This window comes from Dyella sp. AD56 (assembly GCF_002878475.1).
In the GTDB taxonomy this organism is placed as follows: domain Bacteria; phylum Pseudomonadota; class Gammaproteobacteria; order Xanthomonadales; family Rhodanobacteraceae; genus Dyella.
This window is the reverse complement of sequence record NZ_NRDP01000023.1, coordinates 61,716-82,391: the sequence shown is the minus strand read 5'-3', so window position 1 is coordinate 82,391 and position 20,676 is coordinate 61,716. Positions and strand designations below refer to the sequence as shown.

Below are 20,676 nucleotides of genomic sequence, written 5' to 3'. Positions count from 1 at the left end.
TACGAGATGCGATTCGCACGAATCACTTCTGCTTGATCATGGCTTGCAGCGTCACCACCGAACGGGTGCCTGCATCTTTGGGATTACCGCTGCGCGCGGTGATGCGGTAGTACGTCACCATGGTCGAAAGACCCTGGGCACCATAGTTGTGCGCATTGGCGCTCTGGTTGTAGCCCGTGCTGGAATCCGGATCCTGCCACTTGCCCATATTCTCGATCACGTACTGCGGCTGTCCCGTAGCCAGGCTGCTGGCGGTGTACTGGCCGGCATCCGAGCCCGCGACCACATTGATGACATTGCTCGCGTCCAACTGGGTATCGGAGAACGGGTTGGCGGGGCACACCACGCCACCTGCCTGGCAGTTGCGCGCGATATCCCCAGGGTTCGCCAGTACGCGCTTCTGCGCGGCACGCATCGCCGCCTCCGCGTTCTGGAACGCAATCTGGCGGTCGTACATATTGGCGGACATCTTCTGCTGGATCAGCGTGCCGCGTACGGCGGCAAAGCCAACCAGCGTGATCACAATCAACAAGATCATCGCCACCACCAGAGCCACGCCCCGCTGATGACGGCCGCCACCACACCCCGGAACCCGGGCGCTTGCCCGCACGACGGAAGGATGCGTCATATCAATTCACCCGGTTGCGCAACGTGGTGGTAGAGGTAAACGAGCGGGAGATGGCTTTGCTGTCGACGCCAGCCCGACTGTCCGTGCTGACCATGGTCAGGTTGATCTGGATGGCGTCTACGTTGGCCCAATTGGTCACCTTATCGGCGCTGAGGTACGACGCACTCCCAGCAAGGTGATAGCCGAACTGCAAGCTGGTGACGTTACGCACCATCTCATCCGTGCGAATGGTGGCGCCCTTGTCATCCGTAGTCAGCGACATGCGATAGAGCGATGTGCCGCCAGCGCTCGTTGCCACGTACCAGTCCACCGCACTGAGCCGTGCTACCAAGGCGTTGGCGCTGAAGGTGTAGCTGCTGCCGCTACTGCACACCGTGGGATAGCTCAAGTCATTCGTGCAATTGCCCGGCGTGCCCGACTTGGCATGCGTCAGCGTGCTGCCGCTGACGGTGGTCATCTGGACGATGGCGGCATGGTCCGGGTCGCAGACCATCGCGATGTCGCCCGACTTCAAGGGAGTGCTGGACTCATTGAGCGTGAACGTACCCGCAGGTTCGCTATTGGCTTTGACGCTGTAACCCACGCCGTCCACACCCAGCAGCGATAGCGATTCGGTATTCGTCGTGCGTTCCGTGCCACCAGTGCCCGAGGCAGGGTCCTTCTGGCTGGCGGTGTAGCCCATGACCGGCGTGCCCCAGTTGGTATACCAATAGGTCGTGCCGCTATTGATCGCGTTGGCGATGCGCGCGCTATTGCCACAGCCAGTCAAACCCGCTGCACGGATGTCGCGCGCCATCAGCTCGAATGCGATGCGTGCGCTGGCCTGCACGTCGCTGAGTCCGCGATTGGTGCGATAAACCTGCTGATTGGTCAGGAATACGCTGATCACGCCGGCAATCACCACCGCACCCAGCAACATGGCCACCATCAGCTCGACGAGGGTGAAGCCGCGTGCGCAGCCAAGCCGCCGCACGTGACCGCGCGGAACAGAAAAACGGTATCCGCTCATAGCAGCGCCCTGGTCTCGACGGTCTGTTGTTTCGTTTTTGAATCCGAACCCGGACCCGGACGTACGTCAATGAACGAAATGGTGACGGTGCAATCGTTGCCCACGCACTTGATGGCGCCGGTGGTGGTCTCGGCCACACCCAGCGTGTTGCCCAATTGGCCGCACCATTGCGCCAGGTGGCTCGCGGCAAGGGTGCTCACATCGGAAGGACAAGCACTGGCCTTCAACACCGTGGACGTGTTGTAGGAGCCCTTCGTGGCGTTGTCCACATCGGCCCGCATGGCATCGAGGATCGAATAACTCGCTACCGTCGCCATGCTTTTGGACATGGAGCTGTTGTTGGCCGACAGTGACATCGCCTGCAATGCGGCGATGCCCAGGAATGCAACGGACAGAATCAGCACCGCAACTAGCACCTCGATCAGGCCCACGCCCTTCTGCCTGCGGCCCATAGCCCTTGCAGCGCGTTTGTTGGTCGTCATGTGCAGGTCTCCGATGACACTTCGATCTGGGCAATCGAGCCCGCCACGAGAGTCACCTTGCGGTGGTTATTGGCACTCAGGCTGCTGGTGCAGATGTCGATCACCGCACCGTTGTACGGGCCACTGCTGCCCGCCTTCATGCCCATGCCCTGACCATTGAAACGCAGGGCATTGAAGTCGCCGGAGATCTTCAGCGGCGACGCGATGCCGATGAACGGGCCACGTATCTGATCGAGCACTGCAGCGCCGTCACTGCCGACACTAGCGCCATACACGGCACCCGCGCTGGTGGCGCACTTGGTGCCGAGGGTGTCAGTCGTATTCAGGGACGCCGTGCTGCTGCATAGCTGCACATTGCCGTTACGCTTGATGGCTTCGACGCGGGCGATGTTGATCGCATCGATGACTTCGTTCGCCGCCGTGGTCAGCCGGTTAGAAATCACCATGGAGCGGAAGCTCGGCACGGCGAGCGCAAACAGCACGGCAACGATCACCAGCGTGACCACCATCTCGACGAGCGTGAATCCCGCGGCCCGCCCACCCCTGTCCGGAGCTAGCTTGCCCCCCTGCTGCCCGCGCGGCCTGTTCATACGTTTGCCCCCTGTTATGGGCGCAAGAACTTACAGCGTCGTCAGCTTTAAGAAACTTCCGATCCGACGAACGGTAGGTTCTTTCGGACAAACGGTAAGACTTACGCTACAAAACGAGGCGAATCGTGACACCCATCACGAAGCCGGGGCCCTCCGGCTCAGGTGGCGACCTGGCCCTCCGATCGGAGCACGAGTCTCCAGCCCTTGTTTTCACGTACTTTTTCTTCCTTCCCGCGCGACCCTTCCGTTCGATGAAAACAGCAAGTCAGGGTCTCGAAGGCGGAAGGACAGCCCCACGACGGGAAGATGCTGCAGTCGCAATAATTTACGTAATTCAGGCAGTTGCAGCCCACCATCCCCCAAACCAACAGCCCGTGATCGGTGAAGCCATGGCGCTTCCGAATCCCAGGCATCAGCTCCAGCAGGACAGTGCCCGCCACGCACTGATTCCGCCTAGGCAATTGGCTACTATCACTACAACCTGCACGACACCCCACCCGATCATTTGTCGCCGTGCACGCGCCGTCGTCCCTTCCATCGCCGCACGCGTCACCGCGCGAGGGAATAACCGGTTCTCGGAACACACGTGCACACACACCACGTTGTGCAGATTTACCCTAAGGAGCTCATCGACATGAATCGTCCCCGCGTATCCCCCGCGTTGCTCGCCACCACCCTTTCCGCCCTATTGCTCGGCGCCTGCGGTTCGGGCGACAAGCTCACTGGCGACGCCCAGCAGGCACAGGCGCAAGAGCAGAAAACACCGCCGCCGCAGCCTTTCAACAGCACCATCTGCGTCAACGGCCACTGCGCGGTGATTGACCAAAACGCGTCGCTGCTCGTTCCATTCGAAAACAGCCAGTACGACACCTATGCGTCGTTCCTCATGAAGGACACCATGCTGCTGCAGAAAGGCGAGCAGTGGCAGTTGCTCGATACAAAAACCAAGACCCCGCTCAAGACGCTGGGCAAAGACATCTACCAGCTATCGCCCGGCTACTTCGGCTTCGGCGCCGACGGCAAGATGGGCATCATGGATTTCCACGGCAGCGAAGTGCAGCCTGCGCGCTTCGATGATCTGTTCCTTGGTGGCGATGGCCAATACATCGGCTACGAGCTCAACGGCAAGAACGGCATCCTCGATGCCCACGGCAAGCAACTTACTGATGCCCTCTACGACACGCTGATCGTGCGCCAGGATTTCGCCAAGCGCGGCGGCTGGGTCATTGGCGAGCGCGGCGAGCAGCAGTGGGCCATCAGCCTTAAGGACGGCACGCAAAAGCAAGTGAGCTACGCCGACATGGACGAAATGCAGGACGGGCACATGGTGGTGACCTCGCCCGACCACAGGTACAAGGGTCTGGTCGATGCCAGCGGCACGCTGACCATCCCGCTCAAGTACGACTTGCTCGGCACGCCCAGCGAAGGCTTGGTGAGCTTCCGCGAAAAGAACGACGGCCCCTGCGGCTATATGGATTACACCGGCAAGGTAGTGATCGAGCCGCGTTTTGGCGATTGCATGCCGTTCGGCAAAAAGGGGGCACTGGCCAAGACCAACGAAGGCGCTGACGGCGCCACCAAGAAGTACGGCGTGATCGATCGCACCGGCGTCTGGCTCGTGCAGCCCACGTATGACTACGCGGGCGAAGCGGGCCGCTCCATGCTGGGCATGCTCGACCACGTGCCGGGCTATGCATCGGTGTTCAAGGAGGTGTCGACCTTCTCGTACACGTACGGCATCTACGACCTCAACCAGGGTCGCGAGCTGATCCCCACTACCTACAAGCAACTCGGCATGCTCACGCCAGAGCGCTTCGTGTTCAGCGGCGCCGATGCACCGATGGTCAACGTGGCCATGCTCGGCCAGAACGACGCCACACCCGCCGTGGGCCTGATGGATGCCACCGGCAAGGTGCTGCTGAAGCCGGAACATTTCACCGACATCCAACTCGACGACAGCGGCCATTACCTGCGCGCACGCGATGGCCTGGAGAACGCCCACGTCGCGTTGCTAGATCTCGACGGCAAACAGCTGATCGCCCCCGAATGGCAGGACATCAGCATCGACAAGGACGACGCGGTGATCCTCGGCTACGACCTCGACGGCACCGGCGACGATGCCGTACACATGCTGCGCGCCGCCTACGACCTGCAGGGCAAGACGCTGTTCACCATCAAGCACACCCAATGTGGTGCTGAACAACTGGTGGACGGTAACGGCAAGGTGATCTGGCCGGCTGACCCCAAGCCCTACTGCCCGACCGCCGATGCAAAGGACCCGGCGCAGGCTACGACGGACGGCTAAACGCTGCGCAGGGGCACATCAGAGAAAGTATGCAAGCAGGGCCTTCGGGCCCTGTTTTTTTAAGCCCGCCAAGATCGGCAAGCGTGTGCGCCTCTTCATGGCGGCCAGCCCACACGCAGCCGCCATCTCACAACACGCCGACCTATACAAACTCCAACCTTCCTTAAGACACGAGGCAGGCTTGCCAACCGCTCACCAAAGAAAAAACCCTGCACAAGGCAGGGTCGGTTCGTCAGATTCAGCGGGCGGCGCCTCGGAAAGGTGAAAAACCAAGGCTTTTTAACAGGGGGAACCGCAGCACAGCAACGACATCACGTCGGACCAATGGATGTGCATGCAGCGGATCTGACGGTTGGAGTGTCACCCCGCAGCGCTCGCTACATCAATCAGATCGCTCTGAAGTATGGGCTACGGTGCAAGTAGGCCGGAATAGCCCTACAGCATCACGAACGAACTCAGCAGCTAGAACAAACCTAACGCCACGCGGCCGCATGAAGTTAACCGGCCCATGGCAGCTCCCTGATCGGTGAGTCCATCCCACTCATGTCAGCAGAGGAGATCCATCCACAACCGCCCGCGATGGTTTCCAAACGATATCTATCGCTATCGGGTTCGTAGAGCTTTACCTTGACATAAGTCCCTGGTTGAACCCAGCTAGCTGCGCACTCCGCGCCTTGCAACAAAAATGACCTGCTCGCTGCGCCAGCGACCCCGACGGCATAGGTGGAGCTCCGCTCTTGGGTGAGCACTTTTCCATCATTACTCAGCCGATATCTATCCTCTTTCGACCAGAAACCCTGCCACGTCGAGACGCTGACCTGCCCATCGCCCAATGCCTGGGGGGCCTTGCAGTCCGGACCGGATGAGAATTTCAGGAGCGGAATAAGTCTGTGCCCATCGAAGGGCAACAAGTGATAGGTGCACGTGCCCGCTTCTGGCGCATCGATAAGAAGTTGTCGTTGCCTACGTCCACGATCTATCCAAACCACCTGGATGTCAGGAAGGTCCGAGTCGATAGAAAAGAACTCCGTGGAGTACGTCGCCGCACCGACTTTCACGATGACCCGCGAACGCCAATCCTGCGGGGCAGGAAGCGTCAGCACTTGAACCGTTTCCGGCTTTCCATCCCCGTCCATATCGACATGCAGGCGATAGATCTCACCCGCCCAGCCATACCCAGGGGTGATCAGGCCGACCAGAAGTGCGATAACGATCCTCGTGCGCACAGAGATACGGAACAGAGCCCGCTTTTCGCCGCCATGTATCAACAGATGGGTCATACGATCACGCCTCGCCAGGTGAGCGCTACAAGGGCAAAAAACAGAGGTCAGAGTGCACTTCTCTAGCGCGCTGCCGCACGACCTACCAAAAGTCCACTCTGACCTGTGTTTCCCAGTCTGATCACTCCTGATGTGCCTCACGGCGACACATCAATAGGCAGGTATTCAACCTCGCCGCGGCGGAGCCAGTACGGGAAGAACGGGGACGGGCTTCATGGTGGTCTCGCCGTTGGGTGAAGCAATGAGTTCCGTCGCAGTAATGAAGCAGCTGGTCATATCCCAACCCTTTTGCCCCTGACCGGTAACCACACCAATCTCGTAGTCCTTGCCGGAATCTAGCCAAATTCGACCAGACACTTCGCAATGTGACGCGACCACTGATACACCAGAAGGCACGCGCGTGATCTCCGAATGTGCCAAAACCATCTGGTTTCCTACGACGTAGTACTCATTATGACCAGGCCAGCCGGAAGAGCCTTTCGGCATATCGAGATCAGACTTCCCTGGGTAAAAGCCACTGCGCGTGTACAGCGTCCCTTTCTTTCCGTCGGGCTGCACAACCTCGACGGTGAGTTCGTCTGCGAAAGAGGCGAGACGCACTCTTGCACGCGGCCCGTCGACCGGTTGTCTTGCCGTTGGCATTACCGTCGTACACGACGAGAGTAAAGCAAGCGGAAGAGTGACAATGATCGCAGCCATCGCGCTGACTGCAGGTGAAGCGAAACGAATCATGGAGATCACCAAAGAGAGAGAGTTGAAAGAAACGGAACGCGCGAAAACATCATTCGCTGGTGACCTTCAAACCCTTCAGTATGTCGACGCTGCCCCATGTGAACGAGCAGGTACGGCCGACCTCGACATGGACAGTCTTGCTGCCCATCTGCTGCGGCTCGCTTATGGGTGTGCATCCACCACTGATCTTCACAGTTGGCGACCCCTGAACCGACAGGGGAAACTCTACCCCCGCATCCACGGGCACCGAGTGCGTAAGCGCGACATCCTCAACGTAGTCATCGGGTAGCACGAAGATCAGCGCGCGATCGACCTTGAGCGCGTAATAGTCATGCTGAAATGGCGCACCGGTCACGCAAAGTTCGCCGGTATGTTCATTGAGCGTCTGGCTTGAGCACTTTGGCTCAGCCGCATGCGCCACAGAGGCGAGCAGGCCTAGCAAAACGATAGATGTCTTCTTCACGGTGCGTCCTTGCATAGCGCAAACGGACATGACCGGTATGGGATGCCCGTTATGATGAATGGGTGCGGATGGCGATAGCCGAACATCGCCATCGAACTGATAAGGCGAAGGTCAATGAATCACACCGACCCTGGCCATGACTCCTTACTGCGCTGCCTTCAACCGGCCCAGTTGCTGCTTGAACTCGGCGATTGGCGATAGAGGGTACGCGGCCGTATCGCACCCTGCGGCGTTCGCTGCCTGCAGGTTATCCGCATAGTCACGCTCAGCGACGTTGTAGTTAGCGGAGAAGCTCCCAGGCCCTTTCTCCTGAATCAGGAAAAGCTGAGCTTCAGCGCCCTTCAGATCGCTCGAATAGTTCTTGATGAAATTTCGCGACGCGAAATCATTCGCCTTCTGCGCGAACTGCAAGCGTTCCGCGCAGCTCTTGGCCGACTTACCTGCTTGCGCTGCCTGAGTGCTACAACCAGCCAGAAGCACCATTGAAGCAACAGCGAGAAATCCGTTCTTGTAAATCATCCTTTACTACCTTCTTTATCAAATATTGGAGACTGAAGCGTCGTGAACACGCAAGCCCTTCTTACCGAAGGAAGCGGGCGGCAACATCACAGTCGTAGTCGGCGATGGCAGCAGAAACTTTAGGACAGCGTAGATAGAGCGAGGCCTCCCTTGCTACGGGACCACCCGGTTAGCAGGTGTGTCCCGCGATGACCTTAAGTAGGTCGCTTAGCTCCCAAGTCCCTTTGTTGAAAGTCAGCAGCAGATGCGGCCACTTGATATCGCCTCGAGTGAAGGCCCCACTCTTCCCATCAAAGAAATCGACGAAGCACTGCCCCCTCTCTCGCTCTACTCTCAGCAGACCTACATCGGTGGACACTTCGGCCACAAAGTCACCAAAAACAGCTTCGCTATAGCGAAGAATTTTCATATCCGCCGGCACGATACCAGCCTGGTCGAATTGCTCACTCAGGAAATCATGGGGATTCATGTCTCTTACCGTGTTACCAGCTTTCCGCGAGCTGACCAACTCAGGTTTCCTTTTCGTAGAGGGAGTCGATGTGCAAAAAAACCTCTCGAATTACGGAGTCAAAGTATCCACGAGGAAGCGTTTGATGGATGCTATCGCGCGCGGAGTCGCTCTTCCAATAAGTGATCCTGGAATAGTTTCGTCGATCAAAGAGATAAATAGTCCAAGAATCAAACACGTCTACTCCCATGCGTATAAGGAGCTGAGCCGGCATCTCAACACCAAGCTGCTTTCCGAAATCCTCCTGATCTTCAGGTGCTTCGTCGCTTAGTCGCTTGATGTGATCGATCACCTCCTCGTCGCTCATGGAGGTATTGATCGACCTGTGCCCCGCGTCCATGACGATCCGCCGCAGATCTGGGATCAGGTCGCGCAGTGATGTTCCAAGCTGATAGGCGCCAATTTGCGCTCCACCGATCCAAAAGCAAATCCTTCCAAAGAGCCAAGCGCCACCGTAATCCCCGTTGAGGGACACCTCTACGGCAAATTCCTTCTTCTCACCAAAGAGCATCAGTCTAGAATCCTAGCGACTCGAAAAGAGCCTAATGGAATACCCTCACTTCGCTCCCGTTACAACTCCAACGATCGTCGATGCATCCATCGGCTCTGAAGAATCAATTGACATCACGGGATCTGCGTAAGCACTGAAGTCCACTCCAAGCCAACGCTCTGCTGATCGTTTTACATGAAATTTGACGACAACACTAAGATCATCGACGCTGATAATCGCAACCAGCGTGTGCTTTGAATTGAAAAAACGCCATGAGTCAAACATATGCATTATCGATTGAATGGCCTGACCCACGGGGTTTTTGTCGTCGTAATCCTCAACATGTATCGAATTTATAAAACACTCGTAGCCGGTGCGATCGGGGAAGCTTGATAGACTGACGTTCGTGGAATCTGGCATGAGCGCTGCTACGAAGTAGCAGCCATCCTTAATAACAAATCCTGCGTCAAGGATATCGCTGAGCAAAGGCGTCAGAGGTGGCAGGGCCTGCAACCCCCTCAAAACATCGAGCATGAGTGCATTACTTTCCATGAATTGGCTCGGAGATACTTACTCGGAGGACAGTGCCCGGTTCACCTCCTGCACTCTTCGGGCTAGATAAAATTGAGCAAACTAAGGTCATGGCGCATTATTTCTCTATCCTCAATTGAGGTGTACGACAGGAGACCTTCGACACCGTGAGTATCTAGTTGACTGGCGATCTGCTGTCGCATGTATGTCTCTGCCTCCGGATACCAACCTCCAGATAAGACTATCTGCGCAAGCCAGCACATAACGTTTTCAGCGGGAGTTTCGAACGAGTTTTCGAACTGATAAGTCACATAGCCCAAAACCTCGGCATGACTTCTACCTTCTTTTAGGGCCAGGTCTCGACAGCCATCGAAGTAGCACTGAAGCACCCAATCCTTAATCGTGGAATAAGACGCACCCACCCCATTACCTTCCATCGCCTAATTACCTCTATTCGCGGGTGAAATAATCTTTCCGCCGTTATCGTACACATTTACCTTTATATTTGGATACTTCGCCTGAAATTGCTGAATTACACTGGAGCAGCTGTCGCATGGCGCTCTTTCGGTAAGCAGATTTATCGTTCCCCGCGCCGATGTATTTTCTCCCAACTGCAACGCTACGTTGTTCAGAATCTTAGCCTCAGAATCCACGTCACGGAGTAACGGGTAGCCGTTCGCGAGAGGCACGGTTGAGCTGGTGAAAGTCTCTGCAACTTTGCCTACTAAGCCAGATGCCTGCTGGGTGGCCGTTACATCATTCAAACCACTATATGCGGCCATCGTGGACTGGACACCGGTAATGTCAATCTGCGCGACCCCCATATTTCCACTGCCCTGCATCCTGCCGGGTAACAATGCTCGCAGGTCGCTAACCTGCTGAGTCAACGCATTTTGCGTACTCGTATAGGCCGAGTTGTATGCGCGTGTATCGGCATTTGCTTGAATCCAGGCATTGACTGCTCTGTTCGTCGCGTACGCCTCCAATGCCATGGGGGCAAGCTGCGTACCGCCGTACACCAACTCCGCAGTCCCTGGCGACAGCCCTGCATGCTGAAGTGCCTGACCGCCCCAGGTATAAGCCGGAACGCCATTATTCATGGCATAAGCGCCTGCAAAGGCATTGTCCCAGCCGCTAGTCCACAGGTAGATAGCTGTGCCGCACGCGATACCGGTGGTACAAGCGAGCGGCATGGAAGCCAGCGCACCACCTGCTTGTATGCCACCACCAAGCCATTGCAGCGTCCCTGCCAGTCGCGCGCCTATGCCGTTGTCCGTCCATCCGTCATGGAACCCGTCGATCAAGGAGTAGTTGAACTGCCCTGGCGCCGTCTGTTTCAGTTGCGCTAGCGTGCCTTGATACTCCTCAGGGCTCATCGTTTGCAGGACAGCATCCATCTGGTCTTTGGTGTAACCACTCATCACACCAAGGTCGCTACCACTCCAACATTTCGTTTCGTTGCAAGCCACGGCTTGAGCCTTGGTGCGGTCCATCCCGTCTGCGCTCAGCTTTTCAACGGCAGCGTTTTCCTGAGGCGACATCATGCGGTTGAACAAGTACCCCGCCGCGCCGTTCAGCGCCCCTTGGCCCACATCACCACCCGAAAGCCAGGACGCTATCGCACCCGTCCCGCATGCCCCATCGTTTGGGCCCACGTACCCCCCATTTTGTCGACATACGGACTACTCCATTCAGAGAAACCACCGCTGAGCACGCCGTTCCACACGTTGCCACCCATGAGGCCGCTGTTGATGCCGCCCGCTGCCATATGCGCAGCTACTTTCTCCAAGCTACCGGCTTTATAAGTAGCATCTGCCCAGCCACCAGCGGCCTTAGCCGTCGTTATTTGACCCGCAGCATGAAACAGGCCGCCGCTGACAGCCCCTGTATAGAGGCCTTGCCACATGCCTTGGCCGACGTTGTAACCCTGGGCACCCGCACTGGCACCACCTGCGGCGGCTCCTGTGACCGCACCGGTGAGGATTGCATTGCCCATGCCGGCTGAGGTGGTGGCGGTGGCGGCTGCGAAAGTGCCTCCGCTGGAGCCCAGCGTACCGCCGATCCATGAGCTCGCCGCGCCTGCCGTGAAGTAGCTCACCACCACCGTGATGACTGTCGCCGCTGCCTTCGTCACGCCCTCCTGGTGTTGATGCTCATCGATGTGTTTTTCATCGACGCTTTGCCACGTGACACGGGGATTGTCTTGCAAAGCATAGATCCATGCCGACGATGGATTGGCCTCGGCAGATCGTGCGATGGCCTCGGCCTGAGTTTCTCCGGCGCGCTGACCGATGGCTACGTTGATGCCATTGGCCGCCGCCATGGTCACCGGGCCGGTGATGGACGTCTGTTGCTCCGTGGTATCCACACGCAGGCGATGGTCCTGCGCCTGATAGGCCACGTTGTGTTTGCTGGAGTCGCGCTGGTAGGTGTCGCTGTTGGTGGCGGTGACGAAGTTGATGGCGCGGCCGCTGACCAGTGCGGTACCGGTGTCGCTCTTGATGTTCGCGGCCTGCCAGGTTTGATCGCCACCGCTCACCACCACGATGGGGCCAGCCGCATCAAGCGTGCTGCCGACGGCAGTGATCTGTTCTGTCGTCGTGGTTTTCTTCTGTGTGCCCTGTTTGGGGTTGGGCACCCATTCGACGCCGGAGCGACGGACTTTTTCGCTGTGCTCGGTACTGTGCGTATCTGAAGCCGCAAGGAAGGCCACCTGGTTGCCCGCCGTGATGGCGATACCACCCGCACTGCTTTCAAGCGTGGTGCCGATGCCGAGCACGTTGTGGCCTGCGTCCAGCGCTATGCCGCTCTTGCCGCTGATGGTGGTGCCGACGGCAGTGGCGTCATAGGTCGCATCGTGCGTGGTGGTTTCTTTCTTGTTCAAGAAACCTTTCTTGGTGGTTTGCGTATCAACTGTTTCGCTATGGGTGTTCTGACCTACGAGCAGGTTTATGTCCCGATCGGCATGAAGCACGACCGCACCATCGCTGCTGGCGATGTTCGCAGCGAGCGCGTTGATGTCCTGACCAGCAGACATCACCACGCCTTGCTTGCCACTGATGGTGGTGCCGACCATCGCGGTGTCTTCCACCGCGCTGTGCGTGTCGGTGCGGGTGCTGCCATGCTTGCTGCTGATATTTTGGGTTTCGGCATGGGTGTTCTGGGCGGCGCCGAGGTTGATATCGCGGCCGGCACTCAAGCCCACTGCACCACCCGCGTCGACGGTGGCCGCGGTGAGATCAAGATCACGCCCCGCCTGCATGCTGATGCTGCCACCGGATTGGAACGTGCTGCCCTTGGTGGTGGTTTCGGTGGTTTCGGTTTTGGTGACGGTCTTGCCTTGCTTGTCGAACGAGGCCGTTGTGGTGCTGCTGGTGACGGTGTCGCTGATGATGTCGCGACCGGCGACGACGCCCACACCCGTGCCACCGCTGACTGTGGCTGCGGTGAAGTGGGCATCGCGCCCAGCATTAATAACGGCAACCTGGCCCGCGTTCACGGTGCTCTGATCAAAGATCGCATCCCGCCCGGCGATGACGGTGGCATTGCCGCCGGCACTCAGGCTGCCGGCTGGCGCGTGTGAGCCGACGGTGGAGGTTGCGGCGTTCTGTACGTAGTCGCGGCCAGCGACGATGGCGGCACTACCCGCGCTACTGATCTTGCCCTGATTGATCACGTCGTTGGCGGCGATGATCTGCGCGCCCCCCGTGCCGGCCGCGATGGTGCCGCCGTGAGCGGCAAGGCCATCGAAAACGGGGGCGTTGACGACGCTGCCACCCGCCACGATGCCTATCGAGTTGGCCTTCAACACGCCGTTGTTGATGGTGTCGTTCTGGGTGGCAATGGCGAGCCGGTCGCCCGCATTGAGGGTGCCGCGATTGATCAGCGTGTCGGCGCTGAGGTTCATGCTCTGCGTGCCGGTGATGGTGCCGTCGTTGCGTACGGTGCCACTGGCTTTGATGTCGACGTTGTCGCCGGCGATCAGCGCACCGTCCGAACGCAGGCGGTCAGCCGTGTTCTTGCTGAGGTAAACCACAGGCACCAGTACATGCTGGCCATCCACCACTTGATCCACCAGCCATACGATGTCGGAAGACAGTGCATTGATCTGCGCGCTGGTGAGCGGTGCGCCCAACTGCAGGCCTTGGCGGGCAGCTTCCGCGGCCGCACCGTCCATCAGCGCTTGATACTGGGCCAGGCCATCGTCGCCCGTGAGCGTGCGGCGTCCGGTGAGTTGCAGTAGTTGATCGAGCACGAGGTTCTGCTCGAGGTAGCCATCACCCAGGCGCTTATGGATGTTATCGGGGTCTTGCCCCAGGGCGCGCAGCAGATAGTCGGAGCTGGTCACCGGCCCTTTCGCGAAGCGCGGCGTGGTGGTGACCAGGAACGGCGCACTAGGGTCACCGTTCTGGGTGTACTTGCCGCTGGAAGGCGCCACGAGCCCGGGTAGCGGTTGTTGGGCGCTGCCGACCACCTGTGCGCCGCTGCCGCTTACCGTACCTGCGTTGCCTACTCCGTTGCCTTGGCCGCCGTGAACATTGCCGATGCCGTCGACGGCCTGCCCTTGCGCACCAATGACACCACCCGCGCCACCGGCCTGCGCTCGCGAGGTGGAGCCCAGCGAAACGCTAGCCGGCCCACTGAGGCCATCGCCGCTCCAGGTGGTGATGCCTCCGCCAACGGCGACGGCGGTGTTGGCAATGTCACGGCCACTGATGGACACATGGCGGCCCGTGATGGTGCTGGCGAGCAGTGCCGGGCCGGCAGCAGTGATGTTTTCGGTGCCGAGGTTGGTGAAGAAATCCGCGTGCGTTTCACCGGTCTTGCCGCCCTTGTCCCAGTAGTGGACCGGCAATGCGGAGAGCGACAAGATGTCGGTCTCGCGCTGCAACGTGTATTGGCCGAGCACGGCAATGTTTTCGATACGCGCATCGGCGGTGGGGTCGCCGTGCTGGCCGTTGATGTTCAAGTCACCGGTGGCGGCAATGGTGGAGGCGAAATTGGTCAGGTGTGTACCCAGATCGATAGCGAGATTCCCACCGGTGAGGATCTGGCTGTCGGCGCTCGCGCGCGTGACGCGCGTGCCGGTGAGATAGGTATCGATCTGCTTGAATTCCGCGCCGGGATTACCGCCGGAACCGACGACAATGTACGCCCCCTGGTGGCCGTGATTCTGGATGGCGTCCTGATTGATCACAACATTCATGGCGGCCAGCGCGGTGTCATCCACCTGATCCACATGTACGTAGCCCTGGCGATGGACGTAGGAAATCAGCTCTTGGCGCTCAGCGATGGTAAGGCCGCTGCTGCCGTTGTTCTTCGTGTATAGATCCGACATGCGCTGCACTTCTGCAGGTGTCAGCGCGTTGTCGTAGGCACGTTCAGAGCTGAGCGCATACTGCTCATCCGCACTGAGCGTGTACTGCGCGGTTTCCACAACACGGCGGCGGTTGTTGATGGCGTCGGCAGCGATGCTGCCATTGCCCTCCGCCTGGATACGGCCGGAGACGTTATCCAGCGTGGCTACGCGGGCGCCATCCGCGCGACCGGCGATGGTGAGATCACCACCGCTGTAGATGTCGCCGTCGAGGTTGGCCAGGCGCTGGGCAATGCGGAGGTCGAGCTTCTGCGACGCGCCGATGAAGCCTTCACCGTAGGCCACGGCAGCATCACCCGTACCCAGGTCGCGCCCGTTGGTCAGGGTGTTGGCGTTGATGCGCACCACGTCACCGGTGATGCCCCGACTACTGGTGTTGGTGACGTCGGAGGCGTTGAGTGTAAGCGTGTCGCCTTCGATGGAGGCGCCGGCGCGGTTGTCGATCTGACCGCCTGCCGACACAGTGGCGCTGGCAGAGCCGTTGCCGTTGCTAGCGTTGATGGTGCCCTGGTTGATCAGGTTGGCGGCGGTGACGTTCAACGTACCTTGCGTCTGCAAGGTGCCCTGGTTGGTCAGGGTGCCATCGACGGCGAGGGACAGTGTGCCGTCGCTTTGCAGTTGTTGTCCGGCGGCCAGGGTGTAGTCACCCAGGATATGGGCGTCCAGCGAGTTGGCGCCGCGCAGAGTGCCCAGTCCATTCAACGTAGTCAGCGTGGCATGCAAGGCATTGGCGCTGATGGCACCGCCGCCGTTGTTTAGCACCGGTGTGGTGAGCCAGAGCGTATCGGCCTGCACATGGCCCGACGTGTTGGTGAGCGTGCCCAGCGTAAGCCACGCCGTACCGCCCGCACCGAACGTACCGCCGGTGTTATCCAAGGTGGCGTTGCCGTTCTGATAGCGGAGGTCGCGCGTTGCGTAGGTCGTGCCGCCTGCGTTGTTGAGCGTACCGACACTGCCAAGGGCCAGATCACGCAGCGCAACCAGGGTGCCACCCGCACTATTGTCGAGGCGCGTTGTACTCAGCGTGACGTCGCCGACACGATTGCCGATGGTACCGCCACGGTTGTCGATGCTGCTGGCGGACGTTACGTTGAGGCCTGCATTGGGGTTGCTGCTGTTGCCTGCAAGGATCTGGCCGCCAGCATTGCTGATGGTGCCGGCACTCAGATTGGCGACACCTGTGGCGTCGATATGGCCACCACTGTTGTCCAGGGTGCCACGGGCGTTGAGCGTGAGTGCACCATGGGTCTGCACCTGACCACCATCACGATTGAGCAAGGCACCGGTGCTGCCCACGCTGAGATTGTGCTGCGCAAAGAGGGTGCCGCCACTGTTGTCGATGCTGCCTGCGCTGAGGTTAGCCGTGCCTTCCGCGCCGACGAGGCCACCGGCCTTGTTGGTCAGCGCCTGATTCGCCTGGATGGTCAACGCGCCGCTATCCCCATGCTGGATCAGCTGGCCGCTCGTATTGTCGACGGTGTCGGCACTGACGCTGACCGTGCCGGTGCCGTCGAGCACGCCACCGGTGTTGTTGAGTGTGGCTCCGGTAATGGTCAGATCGCCGGCGGCCTGCACGTGGCCCTGCGTATTGTCCAGGTTGTCGGCGCGGAGTGTGACGCGCTGGCCGTAGAGGCCCACGGCAGGGCTCGACGTGTCAAGCGAAAGAACGCCGTGATTGAGCAGCGACTGAGCTTGTACATCCAGGTTGCCACCAGCGACCAGGGTGCCGCTGTTGTTGTCCAGCGTGCCGGTGACGTTTGCGTTGATGCCTTGCTGGGCCTGGAGGGTGCCACGGTGATTGCTGACGCTGCCGGATGCGAGAGATAGCGCACCGTTGGTGACCAGCCTGCCCTGATCGTTGGTCAGCGCACCATCGGTGGTGAGCGTCAGCACGTCGCTGGCGGCGGCCTGCACGGTACCGGCCGTGTTGTCGAGTGAGCCTGCGTGTACCGTGGTGGTGCCGGTGATTGCGAACAGGCCACCGCTGTTGTCGAAGATGCCGTTCACACGCAGATCGGAGGCGCCCATGCCCGCCGCTGCGAGCGTACCGCTCCGATTGAGTAGAGAGCCCGCGCTGAACGCAAGTGCGCCGTTGGTGATGATCTTGCCGCCGCTGTTATCCAGCGTGTTGCGCACATGCAGTGTCAGTGGATCGGTGCCCAGCGCTTGCAGCGTGGCTCCAGCCGTGGTGTTGAGGGAGTCTGCCTCAACAGTAATGGCCCGTGCCTGAGTGGTGCCGCTGCTCAGATTGATAGCGCCGCCAGTGAGCGTAAGCGCACCGTTGCTCGCGATGGTGCCGCCTTGTCCATTGAGGGTGTTGGCGGTGATGGCGGCCATGCCCTGACCGGCGTGCTGGATGGCACCCGTTGTGTTGTCGAGCGTTGTCGCCGTGACGTGCAAATCACCCGTGGAGGTAAGTGTGCCTTTGGCGCTGTTGTCGAGTAGGCCATCTGCAGTGACGGTCAATGCGGAATCACCACCCACTTGAATGGTGCCGGCTTGGTTGACGATGGTGTTGCCGTGAACCGTAGTGGCCCCCATCGTCGTCAGCTCGCCACGCGTGTTGTCGAACACGTTGTCGATGGCGATGACCGTGGCGTCGGTACCGATGACGACGAACTTGCCGCCAACGTTGGCAAGCGATCCAGCGTTGAGCTGCAACGCGCCATTGGTGGTTACCTCACCACCGGTGTTGTCCATCAGGCCGCGCACGTTGAAGCGTAGCGGCGACGCAAAGCTAGTCCCCTCTTGGGAGGAACCACCCAGGATGGTGAGCTTGCCCTGAGCAAGATTGAGCGATTCGGCATCGACGCTGAGGGCTTGCGCCTGGGTGACGCCGCCGCGCAGATCAAGCACGCCCCCCTTCATCACGAGGCTGCCATTGCTGCCTATGCTGCCGCCCTGCCCGTGGAGGCTGGAGGCCTGTACGGTCAGCGTGCCATTGCCTGCGTGTGAGATGGCGCCGAGTGTGTTGTCGAACGTGGACGCAGCAAGGGTGAGGTCGCCATTACTGGTGAGCGTGCCGTGCTGGCTGTTGTCGAGCAGGCCGCTGGCTGTAACGGTCAGGGTTGCGCCGCCACCGGTCTGCAGGGTGCCACCCTGGTTGAGGATGATTCCGCCCCGAACGGTGGTGGCGCCCATCGTGGCGAGCTCGCCGCGCGTGTTGTCCAGCACGTTGGCGACCGTGATGTTAGACGCGTCGACACCAGCGGCGATGACGTGGCCGTCGGTATTGGCGAGCGCGTCTGCGTTGAGCTGCAATGCACCGTTGGAACTAATCGCGCCGCCGGTGTTGTCCAGCAACCCACGCACCGTGAGGTTCATCGGCGATGCGAAGCTAGTCCCCTCTTGGGACGCGTTGCCGAGGCTGGTGAACGTGCCACCGGCCGTGGTGAGCGTGTCGGCGTTGGCATCGATGCGTTGCGCGTAAGTGTTGCCACCACGCAGATCGATGGCACCACCCACCAATGTCAGGTCGCCCTTGCTGGCCAGCGTGCCGCCCTGCCCTTGGACCGCCGCGGCCTGGATGGAGAGTGCACCGGCCCCAACCTGGGACACGATGCCGCCGGCATTGCCCAAGGTAGCGGCCGTGATCGTCAGATCGCCTTGTGTCTGGATGATGCCCCGCTCGCCATTATCTAGCGTGCCCGCCACAAGCAAGGTGTTGGGCGCGGCATCGGACACCACGATGACGCCACCACGATTGTCGAGGTCGGTGGCGTGAAGGGTCAGCTGCGTAGCACTCAGCGTGGCGCCACGATGGTCAATACGGCCGGCCGTCACGTTGGCCGTGCCTGCGGTCACCACCGTGCCGTTGGCGCCTTGCCAGTCGCCCGTGAGCAAGGTGAAGCCGCCCGTGCCCGTGTGGTTGATCACGCCCCCGTTGGACGATAGCTCGTGCGCATTGATCAGTGCGCCGCTGTTGAGCGTGAACTCCTTTGCATTGGTGGCAAGCGTGCCGTCGGTGTTGTCGAGCGTGCCGGCTACCGTCAGCGTCATCGGCGAAGCATCGGCAAGCGTGAGCGAACCACTTCGATTCGACAGACTCTGCGCGTCGAAGGCCACGGCCTTGGCGAAGGAAAGTTGACCGCCATCATTGGACACCTGATTGGCGTGGACGGTGGACGCACCATCGATGACGAGCGTGCCGCCGTGGTTGCTCAGATCGCCACCGGTCAACGTCAACGCGTGCAGCGCCAGCTGACCGCCGTCGTTGGCAAGACCGCTCGATGTATTGAGATCGAACCCAGCGGCGGCGCTGATGCGGCCGCCGTCATTGTCGAGTAACCCCGCAATGTGGAGTGCGCCATCGGCCAGCGGAACAGGCAGCACAACACTAGGGGTGTTGTTGCCACTCGAAGGCGTTTCGCTCGTGCTGCCATTACCACTGCCAGCAGTGCCGGTGCCATTAGCTGGCGTATCGGTCGATCCGCCGGAACCTGTTCCAGTACCAGCCTCGGTCACACCAATGCGACCGCCGTTACGGTTGGACAGCACCCCAGCGTTAAGTGCCATACCCTGCGAACCGGTCTGCGCGATGCTGCCGCCAGCATTGCGCAGGGATGCCGCGTCGACGGCGATACGCATGGCATTCAAGGTGCCCTGGCTGTTGTCGACGTCACCCGGCGTGGCGACGGTCAGTTCGCGCGCGGCACTGATGGTGCCTGCGTTGGCGACGCCGCCACTGGCGGCGATCTGCGTATTGGCCTGCGATTGCAGCGAGCCGGTGTTCTCCAGCCGACCGTCGACGGTCACGATCAATTCGCCAGCCTGTGCGCCGATGGTGCCTGCATTGCGTACGCCCAGGCCGTGTTCGGTGCCGAGCAGGGCAATTTTATTGGCGTACATGCCGCCCAACGCGCTGACGTCCAGCGCAAAAGCGGGCTTGTTGCCGTCGGCACTGGTGGCGCTGATCTGCGACTGATCCACGCTTACTTGATTGGCGCCGGTGGTGATCTGCAACTGTGGAGACCAGATGCCGCCATTGACCTGCACGGCGCGAGCAATAATGTCGGCGTAGTCGGCACGGCTGGCGTCCATGCCCTTGCCGTTGATCTGGATGGTTCCGCTAGTAACGCGGTAGCCATCCAGTGAGCCGCCATTGAGTACGGGCACACCGGTGGTCAGAGTCACGCGGTTGGCGTTGATAAAGCCGCAACCATCGCACGCGATGCCGGAGGGGTTGGCAATGACCACCTGCGCGCGATCGCCGGCCACCTCGATATAGCCGTTCAACTGGCTGGGATGGGGTCCGGTGACTTCATTGAGAATCACCTTCGCCGTGCCAGTGGCGAGCCAGGGATTACCGGACACCGTGCCCGCCAACTGCGTCTGCGTATTGGTGCGCGAGTTGTTGAGCACGGCACCTTCGTTGCCGACATCGAAGCGGTTATAGGTGTTGCGCGATACGCCCGCAGCACTGGGTGTCTGGATGTTGATCAACGGCGCGTTGTTGGGCGCGGCCATGACGGTGGGGCGTTGGTTGCCCGGCGCCTGCGCGTCGCCTGCGATCTGTGCGCTCGCAACGGAGGCAAGGCCGATCCAGCCGAAGGCAACCCACAGACCCAGGCTGACAGGACGCACGTTTGCCGCCACGACACCGTCGCTCCGTGATGCGCCTCGTCCCGGCCGGCGAACCAACTCCGATACGACCTGGAATACACCTAGCGCGTGGTTGAAGACGATGCGATACAGATGCTTGTTCATGGACTTTCCCTGTCAGGCAAACAAACGACACAAGGCGCGCACATCCGCGCCGCTGG

14 protein-coding genes are annotated in these 20,676 nt (G+C 60.1%); 1 reads left to right on the top strand and 13 read right to left on the bottom strand.

The window, feature by feature from the left end; genetic code table 11:
* Positions 1-22: 22 nt before the first annotated feature.
* The 4 genes from DyAD56_RS14895 to DyAD56_RS14880 form a co-directional block, all read right to left on the bottom strand.
* Positions 23-556 carry a PilX N-terminal domain-containing pilus assembly protein gene (locus DyAD56_RS14895; protein WP_102303560.1) on the bottom strand — a complete coding sequence of 178 codons (534 nt, stop codon included), beginning with the start codon at positions 554-556 and terminating at the stop codon, positions 23-25.
* Positions 557-629: 73 nt separating this feature from the next.
* Complete coding sequence (locus DyAD56_RS14890) at positions 630-1,637, bottom strand: PilW family protein (protein ID WP_102303559.1); 1,008 nt, start codon at positions 1,635-1,637, stop codon at positions 630-632.
* Positions 1,634-2,119: a type IV pilus modification protein PilV gene (gene pilV, locus DyAD56_RS14885; protein ID WP_102303558.1), complete on the bottom strand. Its 486-nt coding sequence runs from the start codon at positions 2,117-2,119 to the stop codon at positions 1,634-1,636. The genes DyAD56_RS14890 and pilV overlap by 4 nt, the downstream gene beginning before the upstream one ends.
* Positions 2,116-2,709 (bottom strand): GspH/FimT family pseudopilin, encoded by a 594-nt coding sequence (locus DyAD56_RS14880; protein ID WP_102303557.1) that lies wholly within the window; start codon positions 2,707-2,709, stop codon positions 2,116-2,118. The genes pilV and DyAD56_RS14880 overlap by 4 nt, the downstream gene beginning before the upstream one ends.
* Positions 2,710-3,343: 634 nt before the next feature.
* Here DyAD56_RS14880 and DyAD56_RS14875 point away from each other — a divergent pair.
* Entirely contained in the window at positions 3,344-5,014 is a 1,671-nt protein-coding gene (locus tag DyAD56_RS14875) for a WG repeat-containing protein (RefSeq protein ID WP_102303556.1), read from the top strand.
* A 497-nt stretch (positions 5,015-5,511) separates the two neighbouring features.
* Here the strand turns inward: DyAD56_RS14875 and DyAD56_RS14870 are convergent, their stop codons facing one another.
* The 9 genes from DyAD56_RS14870 to DyAD56_RS14830 form a co-directional block, all read right to left on the bottom strand.
* Positions 5,512-6,294 (bottom strand): hypothetical protein, encoded by a 783-nt coding sequence (locus DyAD56_RS14870; RefSeq protein ID WP_102303555.1) that lies wholly within the window; start codon positions 6,292-6,294, stop codon positions 5,512-5,514.
* A gap of 165 nt (positions 6,295-6,459) precedes the next feature.
* Positions 6,460-7,026 (bottom strand): hypothetical protein, encoded by a 567-nt coding sequence (locus DyAD56_RS23630; RefSeq protein WP_146010524.1) that lies wholly within the window; start codon positions 7,024-7,026, stop codon positions 6,460-6,462.
* 49 nt (positions 7,027-7,075) lie between these two features.
* Positions 7,076-7,489: a hypothetical protein gene (locus DyAD56_RS14865; protein WP_199178985.1), complete on the bottom strand. Its 414-nt coding sequence runs from the start codon at positions 7,487-7,489 to the stop codon at positions 7,076-7,078.
* Between the two features lie 144 nt (positions 7,490-7,633).
* On the bottom strand, positions 7,634-8,008 hold the full coding sequence (locus DyAD56_RS14860; RefSeq protein WP_102303553.1) for a hypothetical protein: 375 nt from the start codon (positions 8,006-8,008) through the stop codon (positions 7,634-7,636).
* Between the two features lie 169 nt (positions 8,009-8,177).
* Positions 8,178-8,477: a hypothetical protein gene (locus DyAD56_RS14855; protein ID WP_146010523.1), complete on the bottom strand. Its 300-nt coding sequence runs from the start codon at positions 8,475-8,477 to the stop codon at positions 8,178-8,180.
* Positions 8,478-8,517: 40 nt separating this feature from the next.
* Positions 8,518-9,027: an Imm42 family immunity protein gene (locus DyAD56_RS14850; protein WP_102303551.1), complete on the bottom strand. Its 510-nt coding sequence runs from the start codon at positions 9,025-9,027 to the stop codon at positions 8,518-8,520.
* 45 nt (positions 9,028-9,072) lie between these two features.
* A complete protein-coding gene (locus tag DyAD56_RS14845; RefSeq protein WP_146010522.1) occupies positions 9,073-9,558 on the bottom strand; it encodes a hypothetical protein in 486 nt (161 codons plus the stop codon).
* Positions 9,559-9,977: 419 nt separating this feature from the next.
* The gene (locus DyAD56_RS14835; protein ID WP_146010521.1) at positions 9,978-11,093 is read right to left on the bottom strand and encodes a deaminase domain-containing protein; all 1,116 of its coding nucleotides are present in this window, start codon (positions 11,091-11,093) and stop codon (positions 9,978-9,980) included.
* A 59-nt stretch (positions 11,094-11,152) separates the two neighbouring features.
* Positions 11,153-20,620: a filamentous hemagglutinin N-terminal domain-containing protein gene (locus DyAD56_RS14830; protein ID WP_102303547.1), complete on the bottom strand. Its 9,468-nt coding sequence runs from the start codon at positions 20,618-20,620 to the stop codon at positions 11,153-11,155.
* Between the last annotated feature and the right edge of the window lie 56 nt (positions 20,621-20,676).